The organism is Labrys wisconsinensis (assembly GCF_030814995.1).
GTDB classification, from domain to species: Bacteria; Pseudomonadota; Alphaproteobacteria; order Rhizobiales; family Labraceae; genus Labrys; species Labrys wisconsinensis.
This window is the reverse complement of record NZ_JAUSVX010000006.1, coordinates 350,858-370,989: the sequence shown is the minus strand read 5'-3', so window position 1 is coordinate 370,989 and position 20,132 is coordinate 350,858. Positions and strand designations below refer to the sequence as shown.

Annotated in this window: 19 protein-coding genes; 15 read left to right on the top strand and 4 right to left on the bottom strand. The window is 70.4% G+C overall.

Going from position 1 to position 20,132, the window contains the following annotated elements:
* Nucleotides 1-9: 9 nt before the first annotated feature.
* Nucleotides 10-660 (bottom strand): Crp/Fnr family transcriptional regulator, encoded by a 651-nt coding sequence (locus QO011_RS18600; protein WP_307274892.1) that lies wholly within the window; start codon nucleotides 658-660, stop codon nucleotides 10-12.
* 199 nt (nucleotides 661-859) lie between these two features.
* Entirely contained in the window at nucleotides 860-1,459 is a 600-nt protein-coding gene (locus QO011_RS18595; RefSeq protein WP_307274891.1) for a sigma factor, read from the bottom strand.
* Nucleotides 1,460-1,590: 131 nt separating this feature from the next.
* On the opposite strand from QO011_RS18595, the gene QO011_RS18590 reads away from it, so the two are divergent.
* Entirely contained in the window at nucleotides 1,591-2,460 is an 870-nt protein-coding gene (locus tag QO011_RS18590; RefSeq protein WP_307274889.1) for a DUF6502 family protein, read from the top strand.
* Nucleotides 2,457-3,575 (top strand): DUF5666 domain-containing protein, encoded by a 1,119-nt coding sequence (locus tag QO011_RS18585; RefSeq protein ID WP_307274888.1) that lies wholly within the window; start codon nucleotides 2,457-2,459, stop codon nucleotides 3,573-3,575. The genes QO011_RS18590 and QO011_RS18585 overlap by 4 nt, the downstream gene beginning before the upstream one ends.
* Nucleotides 3,576-3,653: 78 nt before the next feature.
* On the opposite strand, the gene QO011_RS18580 is transcribed toward QO011_RS18585, so the two are convergent.
* Nucleotides 3,654-6,080: an HAD family hydrolase gene (locus tag QO011_RS18580; RefSeq protein ID WP_307274887.1), complete on the bottom strand. Its 2,427-nt coding sequence runs from the start codon at nucleotides 6,078-6,080 to the stop codon at nucleotides 3,654-3,656.
* Nucleotides 6,081-6,562: 482 nt separating this feature from the next.
* Between QO011_RS18580 and QO011_RS18575 the strand changes: the two genes are divergently transcribed.
* The 11 genes from QO011_RS18575 to QO011_RS18525 all read left to right on the top strand — a co-directional run bounded on the left by QO011_RS18575 (nucleotide 6,563) and on the right by QO011_RS18525 (nucleotide 16,281).
* A complete protein-coding gene (locus QO011_RS18575) occupies nucleotides 6,563-7,240 on the top strand; it encodes an RNA polymerase sigma factor (RefSeq protein WP_307274885.1) in 678 nt (225 codons plus the stop codon).
* 141 nt (nucleotides 7,241-7,381) lie between these two features.
* Nucleotides 7,382-8,224, top strand: coding sequence for a flagellin (locus QO011_RS18570; RefSeq protein ID WP_307274884.1), 843 nt, complete (start codon nucleotides 7,382-7,384; stop codon nucleotides 8,222-8,224).
* 56 nt (nucleotides 8,225-8,280) lie between these two features.
* The gene (gene fliD, locus QO011_RS18565; protein ID WP_307274882.1) at nucleotides 8,281-9,999 is read left to right on the top strand and encodes a flagellar filament capping protein FliD; all 1,719 of its coding nucleotides are present in this window, start codon (nucleotides 8,281-8,283) and stop codon (nucleotides 9,997-9,999) included.
* Nucleotides 9,996-10,388 (top strand): flagellar export chaperone FliS, encoded by a 393-nt coding sequence (locus QO011_RS18560; protein ID WP_307274880.1) that lies wholly within the window; start codon nucleotides 9,996-9,998, stop codon nucleotides 10,386-10,388. Before fliD ends, QO011_RS18560 begins: the two co-directional genes overlap by 4 nt.
* A 102-nt stretch (nucleotides 10,389-10,490) precedes the next feature.
* A complete protein-coding gene (locus QO011_RS18555) occupies nucleotides 10,491-10,922 on the top strand; it encodes a hypothetical protein (RefSeq protein WP_307274878.1) in 432 nt (143 codons plus the stop codon).
* A gap of 332 nt (nucleotides 10,923-11,254) precedes the next feature.
* Nucleotides 11,255-11,524 (top strand): flagellar hook capping FlgD N-terminal domain-containing protein, encoded by a 270-nt coding sequence (locus QO011_RS18550; protein WP_307274877.1) that lies wholly within the window; start codon nucleotides 11,255-11,257, stop codon nucleotides 11,522-11,524.
* Between the two features lie 12 nt (nucleotides 11,525-11,536).
* Entirely contained in the window at nucleotides 11,537-12,802 is a 1,266-nt protein-coding gene (gene flgE, locus QO011_RS18545) for a flagellar hook protein FlgE (protein WP_307274876.1), read from the top strand.
* Nucleotides 12,803-12,804: 2 nt separating this feature from the next.
* Nucleotides 12,805-13,065, top strand: coding sequence for a hypothetical protein (locus tag QO011_RS18540; protein WP_307274874.1), 261 nt, complete (start codon nucleotides 12,805-12,807; stop codon nucleotides 13,063-13,065).
* 13 nt (nucleotides 13,066-13,078) lie between these two features.
* Nucleotides 13,079-13,570: a flagellar protein FlgN gene (locus QO011_RS18535; protein WP_307274872.1), complete on the top strand. Its 492-nt coding sequence runs from the start codon at nucleotides 13,079-13,081 to the stop codon at nucleotides 13,568-13,570.
* Nucleotides 13,571-13,594: 24 nt separating this feature from the next.
* Entirely contained in the window at nucleotides 13,595-15,367 is a 1,773-nt protein-coding gene (gene flgK / locus QO011_RS18530; RefSeq protein ID WP_307274871.1) for a flagellar hook-associated protein FlgK, read from the top strand.
* Between the two features lie 11 nt (nucleotides 15,368-15,378).
* The gene (locus QO011_RS18525; protein ID WP_307274870.1) at nucleotides 15,379-16,281 is read left to right on the top strand and encodes a flagellin; all 903 of its coding nucleotides are present in this window, start codon (nucleotides 15,379-15,381) and stop codon (nucleotides 16,279-16,281) included.
* Between the two features lie 14 nt (nucleotides 16,282-16,295).
* Here the strand turns inward: QO011_RS18525 and pdxH are convergent, their stop codons facing one another.
* On the bottom strand, nucleotides 16,296-16,958 hold the full coding sequence (gene pdxH / locus QO011_RS18520) for a pyridoxamine 5'-phosphate oxidase (protein WP_307274868.1): 663 nt from the start codon (nucleotides 16,956-16,958) through the stop codon (nucleotides 16,296-16,298).
* Between the two features lie 120 nt (nucleotides 16,959-17,078).
* On the opposite strand from pdxH, the gene QO011_RS18515 reads away from it, so the two are divergent.
* Together QO011_RS18515 and QO011_RS18510 are read left to right on the top strand one after the other, a co-directional pair.
* Complete coding sequence (locus tag QO011_RS18515) at nucleotides 17,079-17,450, top strand: RT0821/Lpp0805 family surface protein (RefSeq protein ID WP_307274867.1); 372 nt, start codon at nucleotides 17,079-17,081, stop codon at nucleotides 17,448-17,450.
* Nucleotides 17,451-17,619: 169 nt separating this feature from the next.
* The gene (locus QO011_RS18510) at nucleotides 17,620-20,085 is read left to right on the top strand and encodes a tail fiber protein (RefSeq protein ID WP_307274865.1); all 2,466 of its coding nucleotides are present in this window, start codon (nucleotides 17,620-17,622) and stop codon (nucleotides 20,083-20,085) included.
* The last annotated feature ends 47 nt before the right edge of the window (nucleotides 20,086-20,132 follow it).

Genomic DNA, 20,132 nt, shown 5'->3' with positions numbered 1-20,132 from the left:
TCGTCGTCCTCAGGCGTTGGCGACCTTGGCAGCCATGTCCTCGTTGAGCAGCGAGCCGAAGGCGGTGCGCAGGCTGGGATTGCCGTCGAGCAGGCGGCCGAGGGCCGCGGCCGGCCATTCGACATAGCGCGCGCCCGGCTGCAGCGTGGCGGTGGCCGAGGCCGGCGTGCCACGCAGGAAGGCGACCTCGCCGATGAAGGTCCCGGCGGCGATCGGAAAGGACTTGCCGGACTTGGTGATGCCGAGCGCACCGTCGACCACGTAGAACAGGCTCTCCACCGGCGCGCCCTCCCGCGTCAGGATCCGCGGGGACTCGGCCGTCCGCCAGCTGGCGAGCGCCATCAGCCGGCGGAAGGCGCCGGGCGAGAGCGTGTCGCCGAGCTCGGCCTGCAGGCGCTGCTCGTCCAGCGTCAGCCGGAACTGCGTCCGGTCGAGCACGATGCGCGCCATCATCGTGCCGTTGATGGCGACGGTCACGGCGCTCCAGAAGATCGGCGCCCACATCGGCACCGGCGGCACGGCGAGGTAGTAGACGATATAGAGCATGGTGCTCGCCAGGAGCAGGCCGCGCAACAGGAGCTGGCTCCGGAACGTCATGGCGGCGACGCCGATCAGCGCAGCGACGTGGACGAGACCGTTCTGCAGGAAGCTTTCGAGCATGACAGGCGCGCACAAAAGGCGGGCCGGGCCGCGGGCGCGGCATCGGCCTCCAAGGAATTCGGGGTGATGCGCCGAGAGGCCCGGCGCCGGACGTCTGTAGGAGAGGTGCACGGCTGACGCTGTGCGAATCGACACACCCGACGGGGTATCGCCGGCAGCCGCCGGGGAGCGAGCCCCGCCCCACCGGCGGCGGAGCCGGTCACCCGCCGTGCAGGGCCTCGCGCGCCGCCATGCGGCCGGCCTTGAGCAAGGCCTCCACCGCTTCCTGCGGCAGCCGCATCGCGCCGGCGATGCCGGCATTGTCCAGGCCCTCGTGATAGGCGAGAACCATGGCGATGCGCTGATCGCCGGGCAGCGCGGCCAGGGCGCGCTCGGGCGGCGTCGCGGCGGCATCGTCCGCCGTCTCCCCTGCTCCGTCGTGCCCGGCCCTGAGCGCCTCCAGGCAGCCCGCGACGACGGCGCCGCGCAGCCAGGCCGCGAAGGCGCCGCGGTCGCCCACCGCCTTGGCGCGGCTGGTCCACACAGCCAGCATCGCGTCCTGGACCACGGCCTCGGCCGCCGGCTGGCTGCGCAGGATACGCAAGGCGAGGCCGTAGCCCCGGTCGGCATGGCGCTCCGTCAGCGTGCGGAAGGCCGCCATGTCTCCGCCGGCAATCATGTCGAGCAGCAGCGGATCGACGTCCTGCGCCGCCGTGCGCGCCGGCTCCGCCTCGCCGGCCAGGGATCGCCACAGCCTCTCGGCCGCCTCGCCGAGGGCGCGAGGCCTGCTGAAGGAGCGCCCGGCCCGGACCGCATGCATGGAAGGCTCTCCACCGACTTATGCGGGAAAATATCCCACATATGTCTGGTTAAGACGATTCCTGTGCGTCGTCAACGATCGGTTAACCCTGTGTGATTGTCTCCGACCTTCCCGGCGTTATGATCGGCCATATGAATCGGGAGACGGGCGCCCCCCTGCCAGATCCAGCGAGGTTGCACCGGCCGGTCGCCCGGCTGTTGCGCCCGCTCGTGCGCCTGTTCGTGCGCAGCGGCATCACCTTTCCCGTCATCGTGGATCTGCTGCGCGAACTCTACGTCAATGTCGCCGAGCGGGAATTCACCCTGCCCGGCAAGGAGCAGACCGACAGCCGGGTCAGCCTGCTCACCGGCATCCACCGCAAGGAGGTCCGCCGCCTCAGGGGCGCCGGCGCGCCGGTCGCCGAGGTGCCGACCGGCCTGTCGCGCACCAGCGCCATCCTCGCACGCTGGCTCGCGGCCCCCGACTATACCGACGCAGAGGGCAATCCCCTGCCCCTGCCGCGATCGAGCGAAGCCCCCGGCCCATCCTTCGATGCGCTGGTCAGCTCGGTGACCAAGGACGTGCGGCCGCGGGCGGTGCTCGACGAATGGCTGGACCGCAGGATCGTCGCCATCGACGCGGAGAACCGCGTCAGCCTGCTGGAGGCCGCCTTCCTGCCGCGCGGCGGCGACGACCAGCAGCTCTACTATTTCGGGCGCAACCTGCACGACCACATCGCCGCGGCGGTGAGCAACGTCACCGCCCAGGCGCCCGCCTTCCTGGAGCGGGCGGTGCATTACGACGGCCTTTCCGAAGAGGTGGCGCGGCGGCTCGAGAAGCGCTCCCGCGCCCTGGCCAAGACCGCGCTGCAGAATGCCAATCGCGACGCCTATGTGGCCAGCGAGCGCGAGCCCGGCGGCAACTGGCGCTGGAGCTTCGGCATCTACGTCTTTTCCGAGGAAGTGCCGGACGAGGCTCCGGGACCGGATGCACCGCCGACCGGCGGCGAGGAGGCGCCGTGAGGCCCCCTCTCGTTCTCACCCGCCGCGGCCTCACCCGGCTCCTCGCCGGCCTCGCCGCCACCCTGGGCAGCCCGGCGGCCGCCGGCTCGCTCGATCCGCCGGAACCGGACGGCGGCGAGCCGCCCATCCCTGCCTCCGGCAACAAGCCCAGCCGGGACAAGGGCATCGGCGGCACCGGCGTCACCGGCACCATCCGGCGCTTCGGCAGCATCATCGTCAACGATCTGCGCATCACCTATCCCGAGACGGTGGGCGTCACCATCGACGGCCATCCCGCCACCGCCGCCGCCCTGCGCATCGGGCACGTGGTCCAGGTGGTGGCCCGTCGGCAGGGCGAGCGTCTCGCCACCGGGCATATCACCGTCACCAGCGAAGTGGTGGGGCCGGTCGAAGTGCTCGCGCCCGGCCGGCTCACGGTGCTGGGCCAGGCGGTCGAGACGGACGCCGCTCCCGCGGGCCTGCACCCGGGCGAGCTCGTGGCCGTGTCCGGCCTGCGACGGCTGGACGGCACCATCATCGCCAGCCTGATCGAACGCCGCGCCGGCGCTTCCCTGCAGGTCGCCGGCCCGGTGACGGCCGGCCTCGACGGGGTGCCACGCATCGGCAGCCTCGCCGTCGCCGGCCTCGATGCAGCGCCGACCGGGCGCGTCGTGCTGACCGGGAGGCTCGCCGGCGGCGTTTTCCGGGCCGACACGAGCCGGGGCGACACCGCCTTGCTGGACGACCCGGCGACGGTGCGCGCCTCGGTCGAAGCCTATGTCGCCCCCGTGGCTGGCGGGCTGCGCTTCGGCTCGGGCCTCAGCATCGCCGGGTCCTGGGCGGCCTCCGCCCTGACCGGGCCGGACGAGGGCCATGTCGTCGCCGAGATCGAGAAGAGCCCGGGCGGCAGCTTCCACGTCGTGCGCATGCACCACCGCGACCGTGGCCCGCCCGGCAGCCGTCCCGGGCCTGGGCCAGGCCCGGGACCGGGGCACGGCCCCGGCCATGGTCCGGGCGGACCGGGCGGCGGCAAAGGGCCCGGCGGTAGCCCGCCCGGCCCCGGCGGACCGCACGGCCCCGGCGGGCGGCAGGGCGGCCGCCCCGGCCCCTCCCAGTCAGGGCCCCGATCGCATTAGCCCAGCGCGGCAGAATGCCGTCGCCCCGGCGCGGCAGAATGCTGTCGCCAGCGCGGCAGAATGCCGTCGCCGGCGGCGTCAGGCCGTCGCAGCGAGAGGCAGGACGGCCACCGACGCCGCTGCCGACGGCGCGATGACCAGGGTGAGCACAAGGATGTCCCCCGCCAGGCGCGGCAGCGCCACCAGAAGCCGGCCCTGGCCGCCCGGGCCGTAGTGGCGCGTGCCGCCGAAGGCCGACATGTCGAAATGGTTGTCGGGCAGGCGCGTCACTTCGAAGCTGGTCATCGCCGCCTCGACGCCGGCGCCGGACTGCACCACCACCTCGCGCAGCTCGCCCGCGGCCGCCACCGCGGTGAGCGGCACCGACACGCCGGCGATGCCGCGGCGCTGGTCGATCGGCACGCGCACGCGGATCTCGCCGGTCGGCATGCGGAAGCGGGAGACTTCGATCGGGATCTCGCCGGCGCCGGTATAGAGGCCGACGACCAGCGAGCCCTCCTTGACGTCGCCGAACAGGGAGCCGGGCAGGCCGCGGGCGCTGGCGGTGGCATAGAGATGGCCATGGCCGCGCGACAGCGCCGCCATGCTCGCGGCCGGCCACATCGGCGGATCGCCGGCGCCGAAGGCGAGCGGCAGGGCGAGCCCGGCGCAGAGCCTGGCTGCGAGATCGGGCTCGACCAGCGGCCGGGCGATCTGCGTGCCCATGTTGACGTCGTGGCACACGGAGTCGAACAGCGCGATCTCCGCAGAACCGGGCAGCAGCAGCAGCCGGGCGAGGATCGCCGCGGCGCGGCGGATCGCGGCCTCGCCGACAAACGGGGCCTCCTCTTCCGCCGCTGCGGCGAAGCGGACGAAATCGAGCGCGCCGGCGCGGATCTCGCGGCAGAGCGCGAGCTGCGCCTGCGAGCGCGGATCGGGTTCGCGCAGGATGCGCTCGCCGTCGAAGCCGGCGATCGACCCTTCCGGCGCGCTGCAGATCTGCTCCAGCACGGCGATGTTGCGCAGAAGGATCCGCTTGGCGTGGGGCGTCACCACCCGGTCCGAGATCATCCCCACCGCCGTGTCGCCGCCGCCGATCACCTCGAGCTTGTCGTCGGAGGAGAGGAGGTAGACGCCGTGCAGCCGCGTGGCGATGCCGGCGGTGTCGAACATGGCGCGGATGGCCTTCTGCACCGAGCCGGCATAGCCGAGATCGACCAGGACCAGGTCGGTGCAGGCGTCGAAGGCGGCGATGGTGCGCCGGAAATAGCGCAGCACGTCGTCGCGCGCCGTGGCGGCACCGGCGGGCACGTCGCCCTCGTCCCAGAGCTGCTGCAGCGCCTCGACCAGCTCGGTGCCGGAAGCGATGCCGCCGGGGTGGCTGGAGAAGAAGGAGCGCACCCGCGAGACGTTGGTCTTGAGGATCGTGCCGAGCCCGGCCTCGTCCACGGCGCGGATCTCGCGGAAGAAGGCGGTCAGCGGCTCGGCCGAGGTGGCGGAGCCGACCAGGGCCAGACGCCGGTTGATCTCGAGATAGTCGGCCGGGCGCCGGCGCATCTGGCGCCAGACCTGCAGCGGCAGCAGCCCGTCGCGGGCGAGGAACACCACCGCCACGCGCCCGCCGGCGGCCTCGAGCCGCTCCACCGCGTCGGCGACGAAGTGGTCGAAGGTGAGCATCAGCGGGCCGATCACCTCGGCGCCGAGCGCGGCGGCGCTCTCCCGGTCCGCGGTGCCGGACACGCGTCGGCGCAAGGCGGAGAGGCCGTCGTCGAGACGGGTATCGGCATGACCGGGCATCGCCAGCCGTGCCGCCTCCCGCTCCTGCTGCACCACCAGGGCGAGGGCGGCCGAGCCGAGCGTGTAGTGCAGGCCGCGCATGCCGGCCGCCAGCGCGCCGGCGACGTCGGCGCGCGGGTTGTCGCCGAAATGGACGGCATCGGCCGGCGCGATGCCGCGAGCCGCCAGGAAGATCGGGAACAGCCCGTCCGCCTTGGCCCGGCGATGGTCGCAGGAGGCCAGCAGGAAATCCCAGTCGAGATCGGGCTGACAATGGTGCAGCAGCCGCTGGAGCCGGGCGGCGCTCCAATAGGTGTCGGAGATGAAGCCGGTCGCCATCCCGGCCGCGCGCAGGTGGGCGATCAGGGCCGCGACGTCGGGATTGATGTGGCAGAGGCCAAGCTCGGCCTCGAATTCCGCCGCGACGAGCCGATCGAGATCCCGTCGCTCGAGCCCGAACAGGCGGAACGGGAATTCGGCATAGATCTCCTCGATGGTCACCTCGGGCGAGCCGCGCCCCTCGCCGGCCCGCCGCCGCGCCGCGCGCTCGGCGAGCTGGCGATGCTGCACCCAGTGCTCCGCCGGCGCCGGCGCCGCGGCGCCGAACAGCGCCAGGAAGGTCTGCTCGAAGACCCCGTCCGGAGCGGTGCAGCGGCGCAGCAGCAGGGTGTCGAAGATGTCGACCGAGACCGTCGCGACGCCCTCGGCGGCGGCGGTCGCGAGCATCGCTGTGAGGGATCGGATATCCACGCCGGTTCTCCTTCGTCGTCCTGCTCCCTGAACGGCGCGGCGGGCAATTTCCGGCGCAAGCAGAACGCCGCGGGCGGAGCAGGCGAATCAGAGATCCCGCCCGGAACGCCGCCCGACTTGCCCGCGTCCGGCGGGCGATGCGGCGCGGCCTCCACGGCCCGGACAGGGATATCCGGGGTCGCGGCGTGAAGCCGGGCTGTTAAAGAATTTTTCGGTCCAAAGAAATACTTCGACATCGGAGAAAAATTCCCAGCAATCTATTTTGTACGGAGAACAAAAACTCAAGTCATTACATCTATAATCTCAATGATAGGCAATGTTTTCCTAGCACCAGGCAGAAATTGCCGAGTAAAAAACTTCAAAAGTTCAAAAATTTATTTCAAAAGTCACGCCTGGTTATCTCAAGCGTCCCGTTCAACTGACGGAGACCAGGCAGCGGCAGGCGATCCGTCCCGCCCGGTCGACAGCCGGGGGCCGTCCAGATGAGCCATGCATCGCTCGCTCTTGATAACGGGGCGAATGTCGTCCAAGCCGCAGCATCGCCTGCCTTCGCGCAGGAGCGGCCGATCAGGGCGGCACGAACGGTGGACCAGGGCCCCGACAGCGACGACGACCTCCTGGAGCGCATTGCCCAGAGCGACCAGGGCGCCTTCCGCAGGCTGGTCCAGCGGCACGCCGACCGCGCCTATGGCGTGGCGCTGCGCATCCTGCGCAACGCCTCCGACGCCGAGGACGTGGTGCAGGACACGCTGCTGAAAGTGTGGACGCATCGCGGGCGCTGGACCAGCGGCAAGGCCAAGTTCTCGACCTGGCTCTACCGCGTCGTCACCAACCGCTGCATCGACCTGCGCCGCCTGCCGCGGACCGAGGACATGGAGCGCGCGCCGGACATGCCCGATGCCAGCCCCGACGCCCTCGACCGGATGCAGCAGAACGCCATCACCGACATGCTCGAGGCGGCAATGAACCGCCTGCCCGACCAGCAGCGCATCGCGCTGATCTTCTCCTATCATGAGAACATGTCGAACGCGGAGATCGCCGAGGTCCTGGAAACCACGGTGACGGCGGTCGAGTCGCTCCTGAAGCGCGGGCGCCAGCAGCTGCGCGAGATCCTGGCCGAGGTCAGGGGCGACATCCTGCAGTCGTTCAGGGATCGTTAACCATAAACGAGGCCGGGGCCCGATCGAGCGCCCGGCAATTCGGCCCCTCCCCGTGCAATCCAAGACGCGGATGCTTCCGCGTTCCGCCCTTCCGCCCGCGAGCCGGGCCGGTCCACCCCATCCTGCCGGGAGCAGCATCCGATGCCCGTGATCTCCACCAATATCGCCGCCAACTCCGCGGTGCGCTACCTCAACATGAACTCGGCCGCCGAGACCTCGTCGCTGTCGAAGCTGGCGAGCGGCTCGCGCATCACCGAGGCCTCCGACGACGCGGCGGGCCTCGCCATCTCGACGCGCCTGTCCTCCGACATCACCTCGCTGGAGCAGGCCTCGACCAACACCTCGCACGCGGTCGCCATCCTGCAGACCGCCGACGGCGGCGCCGCCAGCATCAGCGACATCCTGCAGCGCATGAAATCGCTGGCGACGGAAGCCGCCTCCGGCACGGTCGGCACCTCCGAGCGCACCTATATCAACCAGGAATTCTCCGCGCTTTCGTCCGAAATCGACGGCACCGCCACCAGCACCACCTATGACGGCTCCTCGCTGCTGGCTGCCGGCGCCTCCGGCACGGTCGACTACACCGGCTCCGGCGGCGTGGCTGTCATCGTCGGCCAGTCCGCCTCCGACACGATCAACATCCAGCTCTCCAAGCTCGACACGACGACGCTCGGCATCAACAGCCTCAACGTCTCGACCCAGTCGGGCGCGACCTCGGCGCTGACTGCCCTCGACACCGCGATCGATTCGGTGTCGAGCGCCCGCGCCAATATCGGCGCCCAGGAATCGCGCTTCCAGTTCCGCGCCGCCACCATCGCCACCTCGACGCAGAACCTGCAGTCGGCCAATTCGGCGATCGCCGACACCGACGTCGCCGCCGAGGAGGCCAAGCTCGCTTCCGCGCAGGTCAAGACCCAGGCCGCGGTGGCCGCCGCCAGCCAGGCCAACCAGATGACGCAGGCGCTGCTCAAGCTGATGCAGTGACGGCTTGAGGCGGGTCCGCCCCGGCGGGCCCGCCGTCCGACGGCGAGAGGGCGGCGATGACCACGGTCAGTTCCACCGGCACGACCCCGACCACGACGTCCACGACCAGCACATCGAGCACGACGAGCACGGCCAGCCTCGGCACGAGCGACATCTCCAATATCGACTGGAATGCCATCATCGAGGCCGCGGTCGCCCAGCGTCTCGCGCCCGCCGACACGATCGACGCCAAGATCACCGCCAACCAGGCCCAGGTCAGCGCCTATCAGTCGCTGTCCTCGCTGCTGTCCACGCTCCAGACGGCGGCGAACGCGCTGCGCGCCCCGTCCGGCACCTCGAACACCGCCGCCGACGCCTTCCAGAGCCGCACCGCCTATCTCACGCCGGTCGGCAATGTCGACACGACGAACACGCTTTCGGTCACAACCGAGAACGGCGCGCAGATCGGCAGCCATTCCATCACCGTGAGCCAGCTGGCCACGGCCGAGAAGCTCGGCAGCTCGGCCCAGTCCAGCGCCACCACCGCCCTCGGCTATGCCGGCAGCTTCAGCATCGGCACCGCCGACGGTTCCTCCGCCAGCATCGCCGTCACCGCGACCATGTCGCTGGCCGACATCGTCGATGCCGTCAACAACCAGTCCAGCACCACCGGCGTGCAGGCCTCGATCCTGCAGGTGACGAGCTCGTCCTACGAGATGATCCTCTCCACCACCTCCACCGGGCAGACCATCACGGCCAGCGCCGGCTCGGGCGACGACGTGCTCCAGAAGCTCGGCGTGACCGACGGCACCGGCGCCTTCGCCGACCAGCTCCAGGCCGCGCAGAGCGCGATCATGACGGTGGACGGCGTCCAGGTGACGCGCGCCACCAACGATATCAGCGACGTGGTCAGCGGCGTCACCTTCCACCTCTACGGCGCCACGCCCTCCGGCACCTCGATCACCGCCGACGTCGGCACCAATCTCAGCACGGTGGAAACGGCGGTGCAGAGCCTGGTGACCGCCTACAATGCGGTGCGCGCCTTCGCCTACGGCCAGCAATCGGTGACGCAAAGCGACGGCACGAACTCGGCGCTGTTCGGGGACGGCCTGCTGCGCAATATTTCCAGCACTCTGCAGGACACGCTGTCCTCCGAGGTCGACGGCTATTCCATGGCCGATCTCGGCCTGTCCTTCGACACCACCAACAACCTGACGCTCGACACCAGCACGCTCGACAACGCCATCCTCAACAATCTCGACGCCGTGCAGTCGCTGCTGAACTTCCAGATGACGTCCTCCTCGAGCGACCTCAAGCTGCTCGATCGCGGCACCGGCGCGCCGGCCTCCTTCACCCTCGACGTCTCCGTCGACGCCGATGGCAACCTCTCCGGCGCCTCGGTCGGCGGGGATTCCTCGCTGTTCACCATCCGCGGGGCGACCATCGTCGGCAATGCCGGCACCGCCTATGCCGGCTATTCCTTCGTCTATACCGGCAACACGGCGCAATCCATCGACGTCTCGGTGTCGTCCGGCCTGGCCGAGCAGCTCTACCAGACCGCGGAAGGCGCGACGGACAGCACCTCCGGCACGCTGACGCAGGAGATCCAGCTGCTGCAGAGCAACGACAACTCGCTGCAGTCCCAGAGCGACCAGATCAAGAGCGATGCGGACGCCTACAAGACGACGCTGACCAATCGCTACGCCACCATCCAGGCCCAGATCGCCGCCGCCGAGAACACCAAGACCTATCTCACCGCCCTCCTCGCAGCCCAGAACAGCAGCTCATCGGCATGACACCCAGCCATTCCCAGGCCGCCATCGCCTATCGCCAGGCCGCTTCCACAGTTTCGCCGACCATGGCGGTGGTCCGCCTCTACGACAAGGTCATCCTGCTCACCACCCAGGCCGTCGCAGCGATGGAGGCGCGCCGAATCGAGGAGAGCCACAAGCTGATCACCCGCGCCTCGAACATCCTCAAGGGCCTGCGCGGCTGCATCGACAGCCGGCGCGGCGGCGCGCTGGCCGAGCAGCTCTCGCGCATGTACACGGCGCAGATCGTCGCCCTGCACAGCTCCTTCGGCACGCCGGACGCGCCGGAGCGCTACCGCAAGCTGCTGGTCGGCCTGCGCGATCTGCGCGAGGCCTGGGCGGTCGTGGCCCAGAAGGTCAACGGCGGCGCATAGACCGGACGGTTCCCCCGCTTGACTTGGCGGAGTCGCGGCCGGTATCTGGAGGAGGTCCCGGGGGCACTTGTCCGTCGACAAGGGGGACTGTCCGGAGCGTTCGTGAGCATCGACGAATTCCAGGACCTGCTGGACCGGCTCGGCGACGACGTGCCGGGCTGGCCGGCCGCGCAGCGCGACGCGGCGGAGGCGCTCCTGCGCACATCGCCGGATGCTGCAGCGCGCCTGGAGGCCGCAAGGCGCATGCGCGCCGCCTTCGCCGCCACCCCGTCGCCCGCGCCCGCAATCGGCCTCGCCGACCGCATCGTCTGGAAGGCGATGACGGACGAGCAGTCCGGCCGCGCCGCCGAACAGCCGGAGCCGGGCGACAAGCGCCTGTCGGGCTTCGGCGTGTCGCTGCCGGTGATCGCCATCCTCGCCCTCCTGATCATGGGCTTCTCCACCGGCCTCTTGTTCGGCGCGTCTCTTCCCGACGACGGCATGACGGCGGCCGGGCTGCCGATCGACGCGGCCGCGGACGTCGCCGCGCCCTGAGGATCGCCCCGGGCCGATGACGTAGCGCGACGGGCCGCCATCGCCGCGGCCATGAGGCCGGCGCCTGATGGCACACCCGGCAAGATCTTCCCACCGCATGGTCATTCCTGCCGAGCTGCAAAGCATTCTCGTGGTCTGCCGAGCAGACCCGTCAATGCAAGGTTAATCTTCGAGCGTCGCAGGCCAGTCCATACGCAAAATTATCTTGGCGCCTCGGGCACGAAGCTGCGCCTGGAACCTTCGTCTCGTCCGTTTCAACAGCAAGGCCACGGCAAGAGCCTGGCCCGCGCCAAGCCCGAACGTCTGAGCGGGCATAGAGACGGACCCTGCCCATGAGTGTCTCAGCCCTTTCCTCGACGAGCACGGCCTCGACGGCCAGCACCACCTCCTCGAACAGCACGCTCGACAACACCCAGTTCCTGAACCTCCTGGTCGAGCAGCTCAAGGACCAGGATCCGACCAGCCCGACCGACCCCAGCACGCTGATGAACCAGATGATGGCCTACGCCAGCTATGGGCAGGAGGAGCTCACCAACACCAAGCTCGACACGCTGACCACCACCGTGAAGACGGTGGCGAGCGGCCTCGGCATCGTGGTCTGAGGAGCGGCGACCATGAGCCTGCTCGGAGCGATCGATTCCGCCGTCACCGCGCTCAACGCCCAGAGCCAGGTGCTGTCGATGGTCAGCGACAATCTCGCGAACTCCTCGACCTACGGCTACAAGACCACCTATGGGAGCTTCGACAGCATGCTGGTCGACCCCACGGACACATCCTACAATTCCGGCGGCGTCACCGTGGCGACGCGCACCAACGTCACGGCGCAGGGCATCCTCGCCGCGTCGGACACGTCCAGCAACATGGCGATCAACGGCGACGGCTTCTTCGTCGTCAGCGACGGCACGACCGGCAGCGACCTGGAATATACCCGCGACGGCCAGTTCACGGTCGACAAGAACGGCTATCTCGAGAATGACGGCGTCTATCTCATGGGCTGGAAGACCGACGCCCAGGGCAACATCAGCGGCGGCACCACCACCAACGACCTCTCCCTGATCGACACCGGCGTGCTCGCCACCGCGGCCAAGCCGACGACCACGGCCTCGCTGGTCGGCAACCTGCCGGCCAACGCCACGGTCGGCCAGAGCTTCACCAGCACCTTCAACCTCTACGATTCCCTCGGCAATGCCGCCAACAGCACCGTCACCTGGACCAAGACCGGCGACAACACCTGGACGGCGAGCTTCGCCAACCCGACTCTGGCCTCGAATGCGGCGACCACGGCGGCCACCGTCACCAGCGGCACCGTCACGGTGACCTTCAACAGCGACGGGACGCTTGCCAGCACCTCGCCCTCCCCGCCCAGCCTGACGCTGACGGGATGGACGACCGGCGCGGCCAACAGCTCGATCGCCCTCAACCTCGGCACGACGGGCGCGGCCTCGGGCCTCAGCCAATATGCCAGCACGGATTCGACGCTCGGCGTCAGCCTCACGGTCAACCAGGACGGCGTTGCCGCGGGCTCGCTCGCCAGCATCTATGTCGACAGCACCGACGGCACGCTCTACGGCAAATACGACAACGGCCAGTCGATCGCGCTCTACAAGATCCCGGTCGCCACCTTCATGGACCCGGACGCGCTCACTGCGCTGAGCGGCGGCACCTACGCGCTGACCGACGCCTCGGGCACGGCGACCCTGCACGTCGCCGGCACCGGCGGGGCCGGCGCCGTCGAAGGCGGCGAGCTCGAGGAGAGCACCACCGACACCAACCACGAGTTCAGCACGATGATGGCCTCCCAGCAGGCCTATTCGGCGGCGGCGCAGGTGATCACCACCGCCAAGAGCATGTTCGACACGCTGATCACCGCGGTGCGCTGACCATGGCGCGCCCGGAGGAAGCAAGCGACGAGCATCTCGGGCGCGAGGCGCGGCGCATTGCCGCCGCGGCGCGCCGGCTCGCCGGCAGCCGCCCGGACCTGGCCGAGGCGGATCGGCGCAGGCTCGCGAGCCTGCTCGACGACCTGGCGGCCCTGCGCCGGGAGCTCGACCGCCGCGCCGCCGAGGTCGGCCGCGAGCTCGCGGGCGTGTCGCACAGCCTGCGCGCCTGCGCCAGCTATCGGCGCACCGCCCGACTGACATGAGGAGACCACGGCCGTGACGAGCCCCCCCACCCCGCACGACGTCCACCCGACCGCCATGGTGCCGGCCGCCGCCTTCGACCCCGGCGCCGAGATCGAGAGCGTGATCGCCCTGGTCGAAGAGCTCATCGACGTGATCAGCGAGGAGAACCGCATCCTGGCCTGCGGCCTGCCGGCGAGCCTGTCGACGGTGAGCGGCCGCAAGCAGGTCCTCGCCGACAGCTTCGAGCAGCATGTCCGCCGCATCCGCAGCCGCGAGCTCGACATCGCGGCGGCCAGGGGACCGCGGCACGCCCGCCTCGTCGACCGCACCGCCGTGCTGCGCCAGGCGATGGACGAGAACCTCGACCGGCTGCAGACGGCGATCGCCGCCAGCCGCCACCGGGTCGAGGCGATCATGTCGGCGATCCGCGAGCAGCTCGCCCCGCCCGCCGTCTACGGCAGCGACGGCACGCAGCGGCTCGCCGGCACCCGGCCGGTCAACCTGAAGGCCGGCCTGCGGGCCTGACCGTCCGCCGGGAAGGGGGAGCCGATGTCGCTGCAGGCCGCCAGCTCGATCGCCACCTCGGCGCTGTTGACGACGCAGGTCCAGCTCGACCTCGCCTCCGCCAACATCGCCAATGCCGATACGGCCGGGTACACCCGCAAGACCGCCACGCAGGTCTCGCTGGTTACGGGCGGCTCCAGCAGCGGCACGGCCATCACCGGCATCACCGGCAATGTCGATCGTCTCCTGCTCAAGTCGCTGGTCGGGGCGACGACGCAGCTCGGCGCCGCGACCGCGACCGAGAGCTATGCCGACCAGCTCCAGAGCCTGCTCGGCAGCACCACGGACGGCACGGGCGGCACCGGCACCTCGCTCGCCAACACCATCGCCGCCCTGGAGACGGCGCTCGGCCAGCTCGCCGACACGCCGGAGAGCGACACGCTGAAGGCGCAGGCCGTCCAGGCCGTGGACGCGGTCGCCGCGCAGCTGCGCAGCACCTCGGCCGGCATCCAGGGGCTGCGCGGCGACGCCGATGCCACGATCGCCAGCGACGTCGGCACCGTCAACGACGACCTCGCCACCATCCACGACCTCAACGGCGCCATCGCCCAGGCCGCCGCGCGCGGCGATCCGACCGCCGACCTGGAAGACCAGCGCAACACGGCGCTGCAGGACATCGCCACGAAGATGGACGTCGCCTACTACGTCGACGGCAACGACCAGATGAAGGTCTACACCAGCGGCGGCCAGCCCCTGCTCGACGGCCAGGTCCACGAGCTCTCCTACGCCGCCGCGGCCACCGTCACCGCCGACACCAGCTATGCCGCGGGGGCCGCCAGCTCCGGGATCAGCGCCGTCACGGTGGACGGCACGGATATCACCGGCCAGATCCGCTCCGGCGACATCGGCGCGCTGATCACCCAGCGCGACAGCGTGCTGCCGGCGGCGCAGGACCAGCTCGACACGCTGGCGCAGGGGCTGATCGGCGCCCTCAACGCCGCGCACAATCAGGGCACCGCCGTGCCGGCACCCACCTCGCTCACCGGCACGACGACGACCTCGGCCTCCGCCGCCTTCTCCGGCAGCGGCACGGTGCGCCTCGCCGTCACGGACAGCAGCGGCAACCTCGTCTCCTCCGGCGACCTCGACCTGTCGGCCTACGCCACGGTCGGGGACCTCGTCGGCGCCATCAACGGCATCTCGGGCCTGAGCGCCTCGATCGATTCGCTTGGCCGGCTCACCATCTCCTCGACCAACGCCGCGGACGGCGTCTCCATCGCCGGGTCGGGCGATACGGTCGGCTCGGCGGGCCAGGGATTCTCCGACTGGTTCGGCCTCAACGACCTGCTGACCGGCACCGGCGCGAGCGACGTCGCGGTGCGGGCGGACATCCTCGCGACACCGAGCCTGATGGCGACGGCGAGCCTCTCGGCGACGGGCAAGCCCGCGACGGGAAGCCAGGTGATCACCAGCGGCTCCAGCACCATCGCCACGGCGCTGGCCTCGGCGATGACGGGCAGCCGCACCTTCGCCGCCGCCGGATCGCTCGGCCTGACCAAGACATCCTTCGCCGACTATGCATCCGACATCGTCTCGACCATCGCCATGGCCGCGGCGCAGGCCTCCGGCGCCCTGACGACCAAGACCAGCGCGCAGTCGGCCCTGGCCGCGAGCCTCAGCTCCGAGACCGGCGTCAATGTCGACCAGGAGGTCGCACGCCTCTCCCAGCTGCAGAACATCTATTCCGGCGCCGGCCAGGTGCTGGCCACGGTCAACAAGATGTTCGACGCGCTGATGTCAGCCGTCTCCACCACCTGACGGGCCCGCCGATGCTGACACGCGTTGCCACCTTCGCCATGAACGACGAGATGCTGGCCGGCGCGATGCGCACCCAGGCCAAGCTCGCCAGCGCGCAGCTCCAGGAGGCCTCCGGCTCGGTCTCCGGCGATTTCGGCGGGCTCGGCAGCCAGGCCGGCCGCTATGTCAGCCTGCAGGTCTCGGTCACCCGTTCCAACGCCTACGAGGCCGCGGCCAACGAGGCCAACGGCCGGACCCAGGCGATGAGCACCGGCCTCTCCACCCTGTCGGACCTGATCAGCCAGTTCCGGTCCGATCTCGTCGGCGCCAGCGGCGCGGACGGCACCAGCGGCCTGGCGGCCACGGCGCAGACCTTGCTGCAGGATGCGCAGGCCACCCTCAACACCCAGTACGAGGGCCGCTACCTCTTCGCCGGCAGCGCCACCACCACGGCGCCGGTCGATGTGACCGCCCTCTCCGCCACGCCCTCCGCGTCGACGGCGGATACGGCCTATTACAAGGGCAATGGTGCCGCCGCCTCGGTACGCGTCTCCGCCGAGCAGACGGTGAGCTATGGCGTGACGGCAGACAATCCCGCCTTCGAGCAGCTGTTCCGGGCGCTCAACCTGGTGGCGAGCGGCGGCAGCTCCGTCTCGTCGCAGACCATCAGCCAGGCGAGCTCGCTCACCCTCGCGGCGCTCGACGGGGTGACGGGGCTGCAGAGCCAGACAGGCCTCGCTTCCAGCACGCTGCAGCGCGCGGCGACCGCGCAGAGCGACTATCAGAGCTTCGCCGCATCGCAGATCAGCGACATCAACGATGTCGACGTCGCCGCCGTCACCGCCAAGGTCTCCGACTACACCGCGCAGCTCCAGGCCTCCTATTCCGCGCTGTCGAAGATCCAGGGCCTCAACCTCGTCGACTATCTGCGCTGAGCCGGCGACCTCGCTCAGGGGTAGAGACGCTGCTTCGTCCAGGCCGCGCCCGGCGCGCTGCGGCGGAATACCACCCGATCGTGCAGGCGGAAGGGCCGGTCGTGCCAGAACTCGATCTGCTCGGGCAGGACACGGAAGCCGCTCCAGTGCGGCGGACGCGGAATGTCGCCGATGGCATAGCGGGCGGTATAGGCGGCCACGGCCTTCTCCAGGGCGAAGCGGCTCTCGAGCGGACGGGACTGCTGCGAGGCCCAGGCGCCGATACGGCTGCCGCGCGGGCGGCTCGCATAATAGTCGTCCGCCTCGGCAGCGGTGACGTGTTCCACTGGGCCGCGAATGCGCACCTGACGGGTGAGGCTCTTCCAGTGGAACAGCAGCGCAGCCTTCATCGTGGCCGCAAGCTCGCGGCCCTTGGCGCTCTCGGTGTTGGTGTAGAACACGAAGCCGTGCTCGTCGAAGCCCTTGAGCAGCACCATGCGCACGTCGGGCAGGCCGGCGTCGTCGACGGTGGCGAGCGCCATGGCGTTGGGATCGTTGGGCTCGTGCGCCTTGGCCTCCGCCATCCAGGCGGCGAACAGCCGGAACGGCTCGGTGGCGGCGGTGAAATCGGCGGAATCCGGACGCGAGTCACCTTCCGTTAACGTGGCTCCCGCACCATCCGGCGGCAATTGGGTCATAGGATCGGCTCCAGCGTGTCTTGCGTATCCGTTCTCGAAGCCGTGTATAGCGCCCGAAGGGCGAGGTGCATAACCCTCCTCGCCGTCGCAGCGCTCTGCCTCGGAGGATGCGCCGTCTCCATGCCGCTCGGGCCGATCTTCGGCTCCGGCGAGGACGACGTCACCGGCTCGATCGCCCCGCGCGACGGGCGCTTCTCCCGCAACATGAGCGATGCCGACTGGGCCCGGACCAAGAGCGCGGTGCAGGCCGCCTTCGACCCCGCCAATGCCGGCAAGGCGGTGCCCTGGGACAATCCCGAGACCGGCCTCAAGGGCGCGGTGACCCCGATCGCCGGCGCGTTCGCCGAGGCCAATCGCACCTGCAAGGCCTTCATCGCCACGCTGGTGGAAGGCGCCGACACGCACTGGTACCAGGGCCATGCCTGCCAGGGCGACGATGCCGGCTGGACCATCACCAGCGCCGCGCCGTGGACGCCGCCCAAGGCGCCGTAGCCGCGCCGCCCTTGCACGTGCCGGCCGCACGGCTTATCGTCCCAGCCTTCCGTTAGGACAACTCGGGTCCGGCCGTTCCCCATGTCCTCCCGCGAGGGCAGCAGGCCGGCGGTCCCCGGGGCGCCGCTCACCGCCGCGGTGGCCGCGCCGCGAGTGCCGGAGGAGCGCGATGGCGACGCCGATCGACAATTATCAGGAATCCCTGGCGATGACCGAATGGGTCCCGCTGCAGGGCATCTTTCCCGCCCGCGAGGGCGTGGGCGTGGGCTATACCCCGCTCGGCGCGATCCTCACCTTCGCCGGCAATTTCGGGCCCGGCGGGGGCCCCGACGCCGACGGACAATTGCTCTCCATCGCCCGGAACATGGCGCTGTTCAGCCTGTTCGGCACAACCTATGGCGGCGACGGACGGACGACCTTCGCCCTGCCCGACATGCAGGCGCACACGGCGATCGGCGCGGGCCAGGGGCCGGGCCTCACCGATCACGTCCTCGGCGAAACCGCGGGCACGGCCGGCGTCGACCTCACCGAAGCCGGGCTGCCGAGAAGGCTCGGGGGCGCCAGCGCACCGTTCGACAATCTCGAGCCGTCCCAGCCGACCACCATGCTGATCCGCACCAGCGGCACCGTGCCGAGCGAGACCAGCGGCGGCGGCGTCACCTTCATCGGCGAGATCGTCAAGTTCGCCGGCAATTTCGTGCCGGTCGGCTTCATGGCGGCGGCAGGGCAGCTCCTGACCATCGCCGACCACCAGGACCTGTTCGACCTCATCGGCACCACCTATGGCGGCGACGGCGTGACGACCTTCGCCCTGCCCGACCTTCGCGGCCGCAACGTGGTGGGGGCCTCGGCCGACACCCCGGTCGGCACCATCCTCGGCACGCCGAGCGTGGTCGTCACCAATGACGCGCTGCCGACCGAGATGGGCGGCCGGGGCGAGGCTTTCGACAATCAGGGGCCGGGCGTGGCGATGACCTACATGATCGCCGTGCAGGGCCTGTTCCCCACGCGGGACGGGAACGGCGGGAGCGCGCCGTTCGACGAGCCTTATCTCGGCCAGATCGCCATCTTCGCCGGGGACTTCGCGCCGCGCGGCTGGGTCAAGGCCGAGGGCCAGATCCTGTCGATCGCCCAGAACCAGGCGCTGTTCTCGCTCCTCGGCACCATGTATGGCGGCGACGGGCGGACCACCTTCGCCCTGCCCGACCTGCGCGACCGCACGGTGATCGGCGCGGACGGGGACGTGCCGGTCGGGACCGTGCTCGGGGAGAACCAGGGCCACGTCCTCGCCGACGCCATCCCCGACCTCGACCTCGCCGGCACGGCGAGCGCCGAGTACCTCTATGGCGGCGGCGGCGACGACCGGCTGCGCGGCCTCGGCGGCAACGACATCCTGATCGGCAATGGCGGCAAGGATGTGCTCGACGGCGGCGCCGGCGCCGACACGATGCGCGGCGGCGCCGGCGACGACGTCTATTACGTCGACGAGGCCGGCGACAAGGTGGTCGAGGCCGCCGGCGCCGGCACAGACAAGGTCTACACCACGGTGAGCTTCACCCTGGCGGCCGGCCAGGAGATCGAGGTGCTGGCGGTTCGCAGCGCCTCCACCACCACGCCGCTCGCCCTCATCGGCAACGGCTTCGCCCAGGCGATCACCGGCAATGCCGGCGACAATGTCCTCGACGGCGGCGGCGGCGCGGACGACATGCGCGGCCTCGGCGGCAACGACACCTATTATGTCGACAATGCCGGCGACGTCGTGCGCGAGGCGGCCGGCGGCGGCACCGACATCGTCTACACCACGGTGAGCTACGCCCTGGCGGCGGGGCAGGCGATCGAGACGCTGGCGGCCAAGGTCGCGACGTCGACCTCCGCCCTCGCCCTCACCGGCAACGCCCTGGCGCAGACGCTGATCGGCAATGCCGGCGCCAATGTTCTCGACGGCGGCGGCGGCGCCGACACGATGCGCGGCCTCGGCGGCAACGACATTTATTACGTCGACAATGCCGGCGACGCGATCGAGGAGGTGGCCGGCGGCGGGACCGACACGGTCTACGCCTCCGTGAGCTATACGCTCGCCGCGGCCGCGGCGGTCGAAGTGCTGGCGGCGAAATCCCCGGCCGCCACCACCGCCCTCAACCTCACCGGCAACGGCTTCGCCCAAACCATCACCGGCAATGCCGGCGCCAACGTCCTCGACGGCGGCGCCGGGGCCGACGACCTCAACGGCCTCGGCGGCAACGACACGCTGGTCGGCGGCTCGGGGGCGGACAGGCTCACCGGCGGGCTCGGCGCCGACAAGCTGACCGGCGGCACCAACGCCGATACCTTCATCTTCACCTCGGCGGCCGACAGCAACCAGACCAGCGGCCGCGACCAGATCCTCGACTTCAGCGCCGCGCAGGGCGACAAGATCTCCCTTGCCGCCATCGACGCGCGCACCGACGTTGCCGGCGACCAGGCCTTCACCTTCATCGGCAGCGCGGCCTTCAGCCATCGGAGCGGCGAGCTGCGCTTCGCCGCGGTGAACGGCAACGTCTACGTCTATGGCGACATCGACGGTGACGGCAAGGCCGACATCTCCGTGCAGGTCAACGGCATCGCCGCGATCCAGGCGAGCGACTTCGTCCTCTGACGGGTGAGACGGGAGGACGGGCCCCGGCGCAGCGGCCCTCCCGTCCG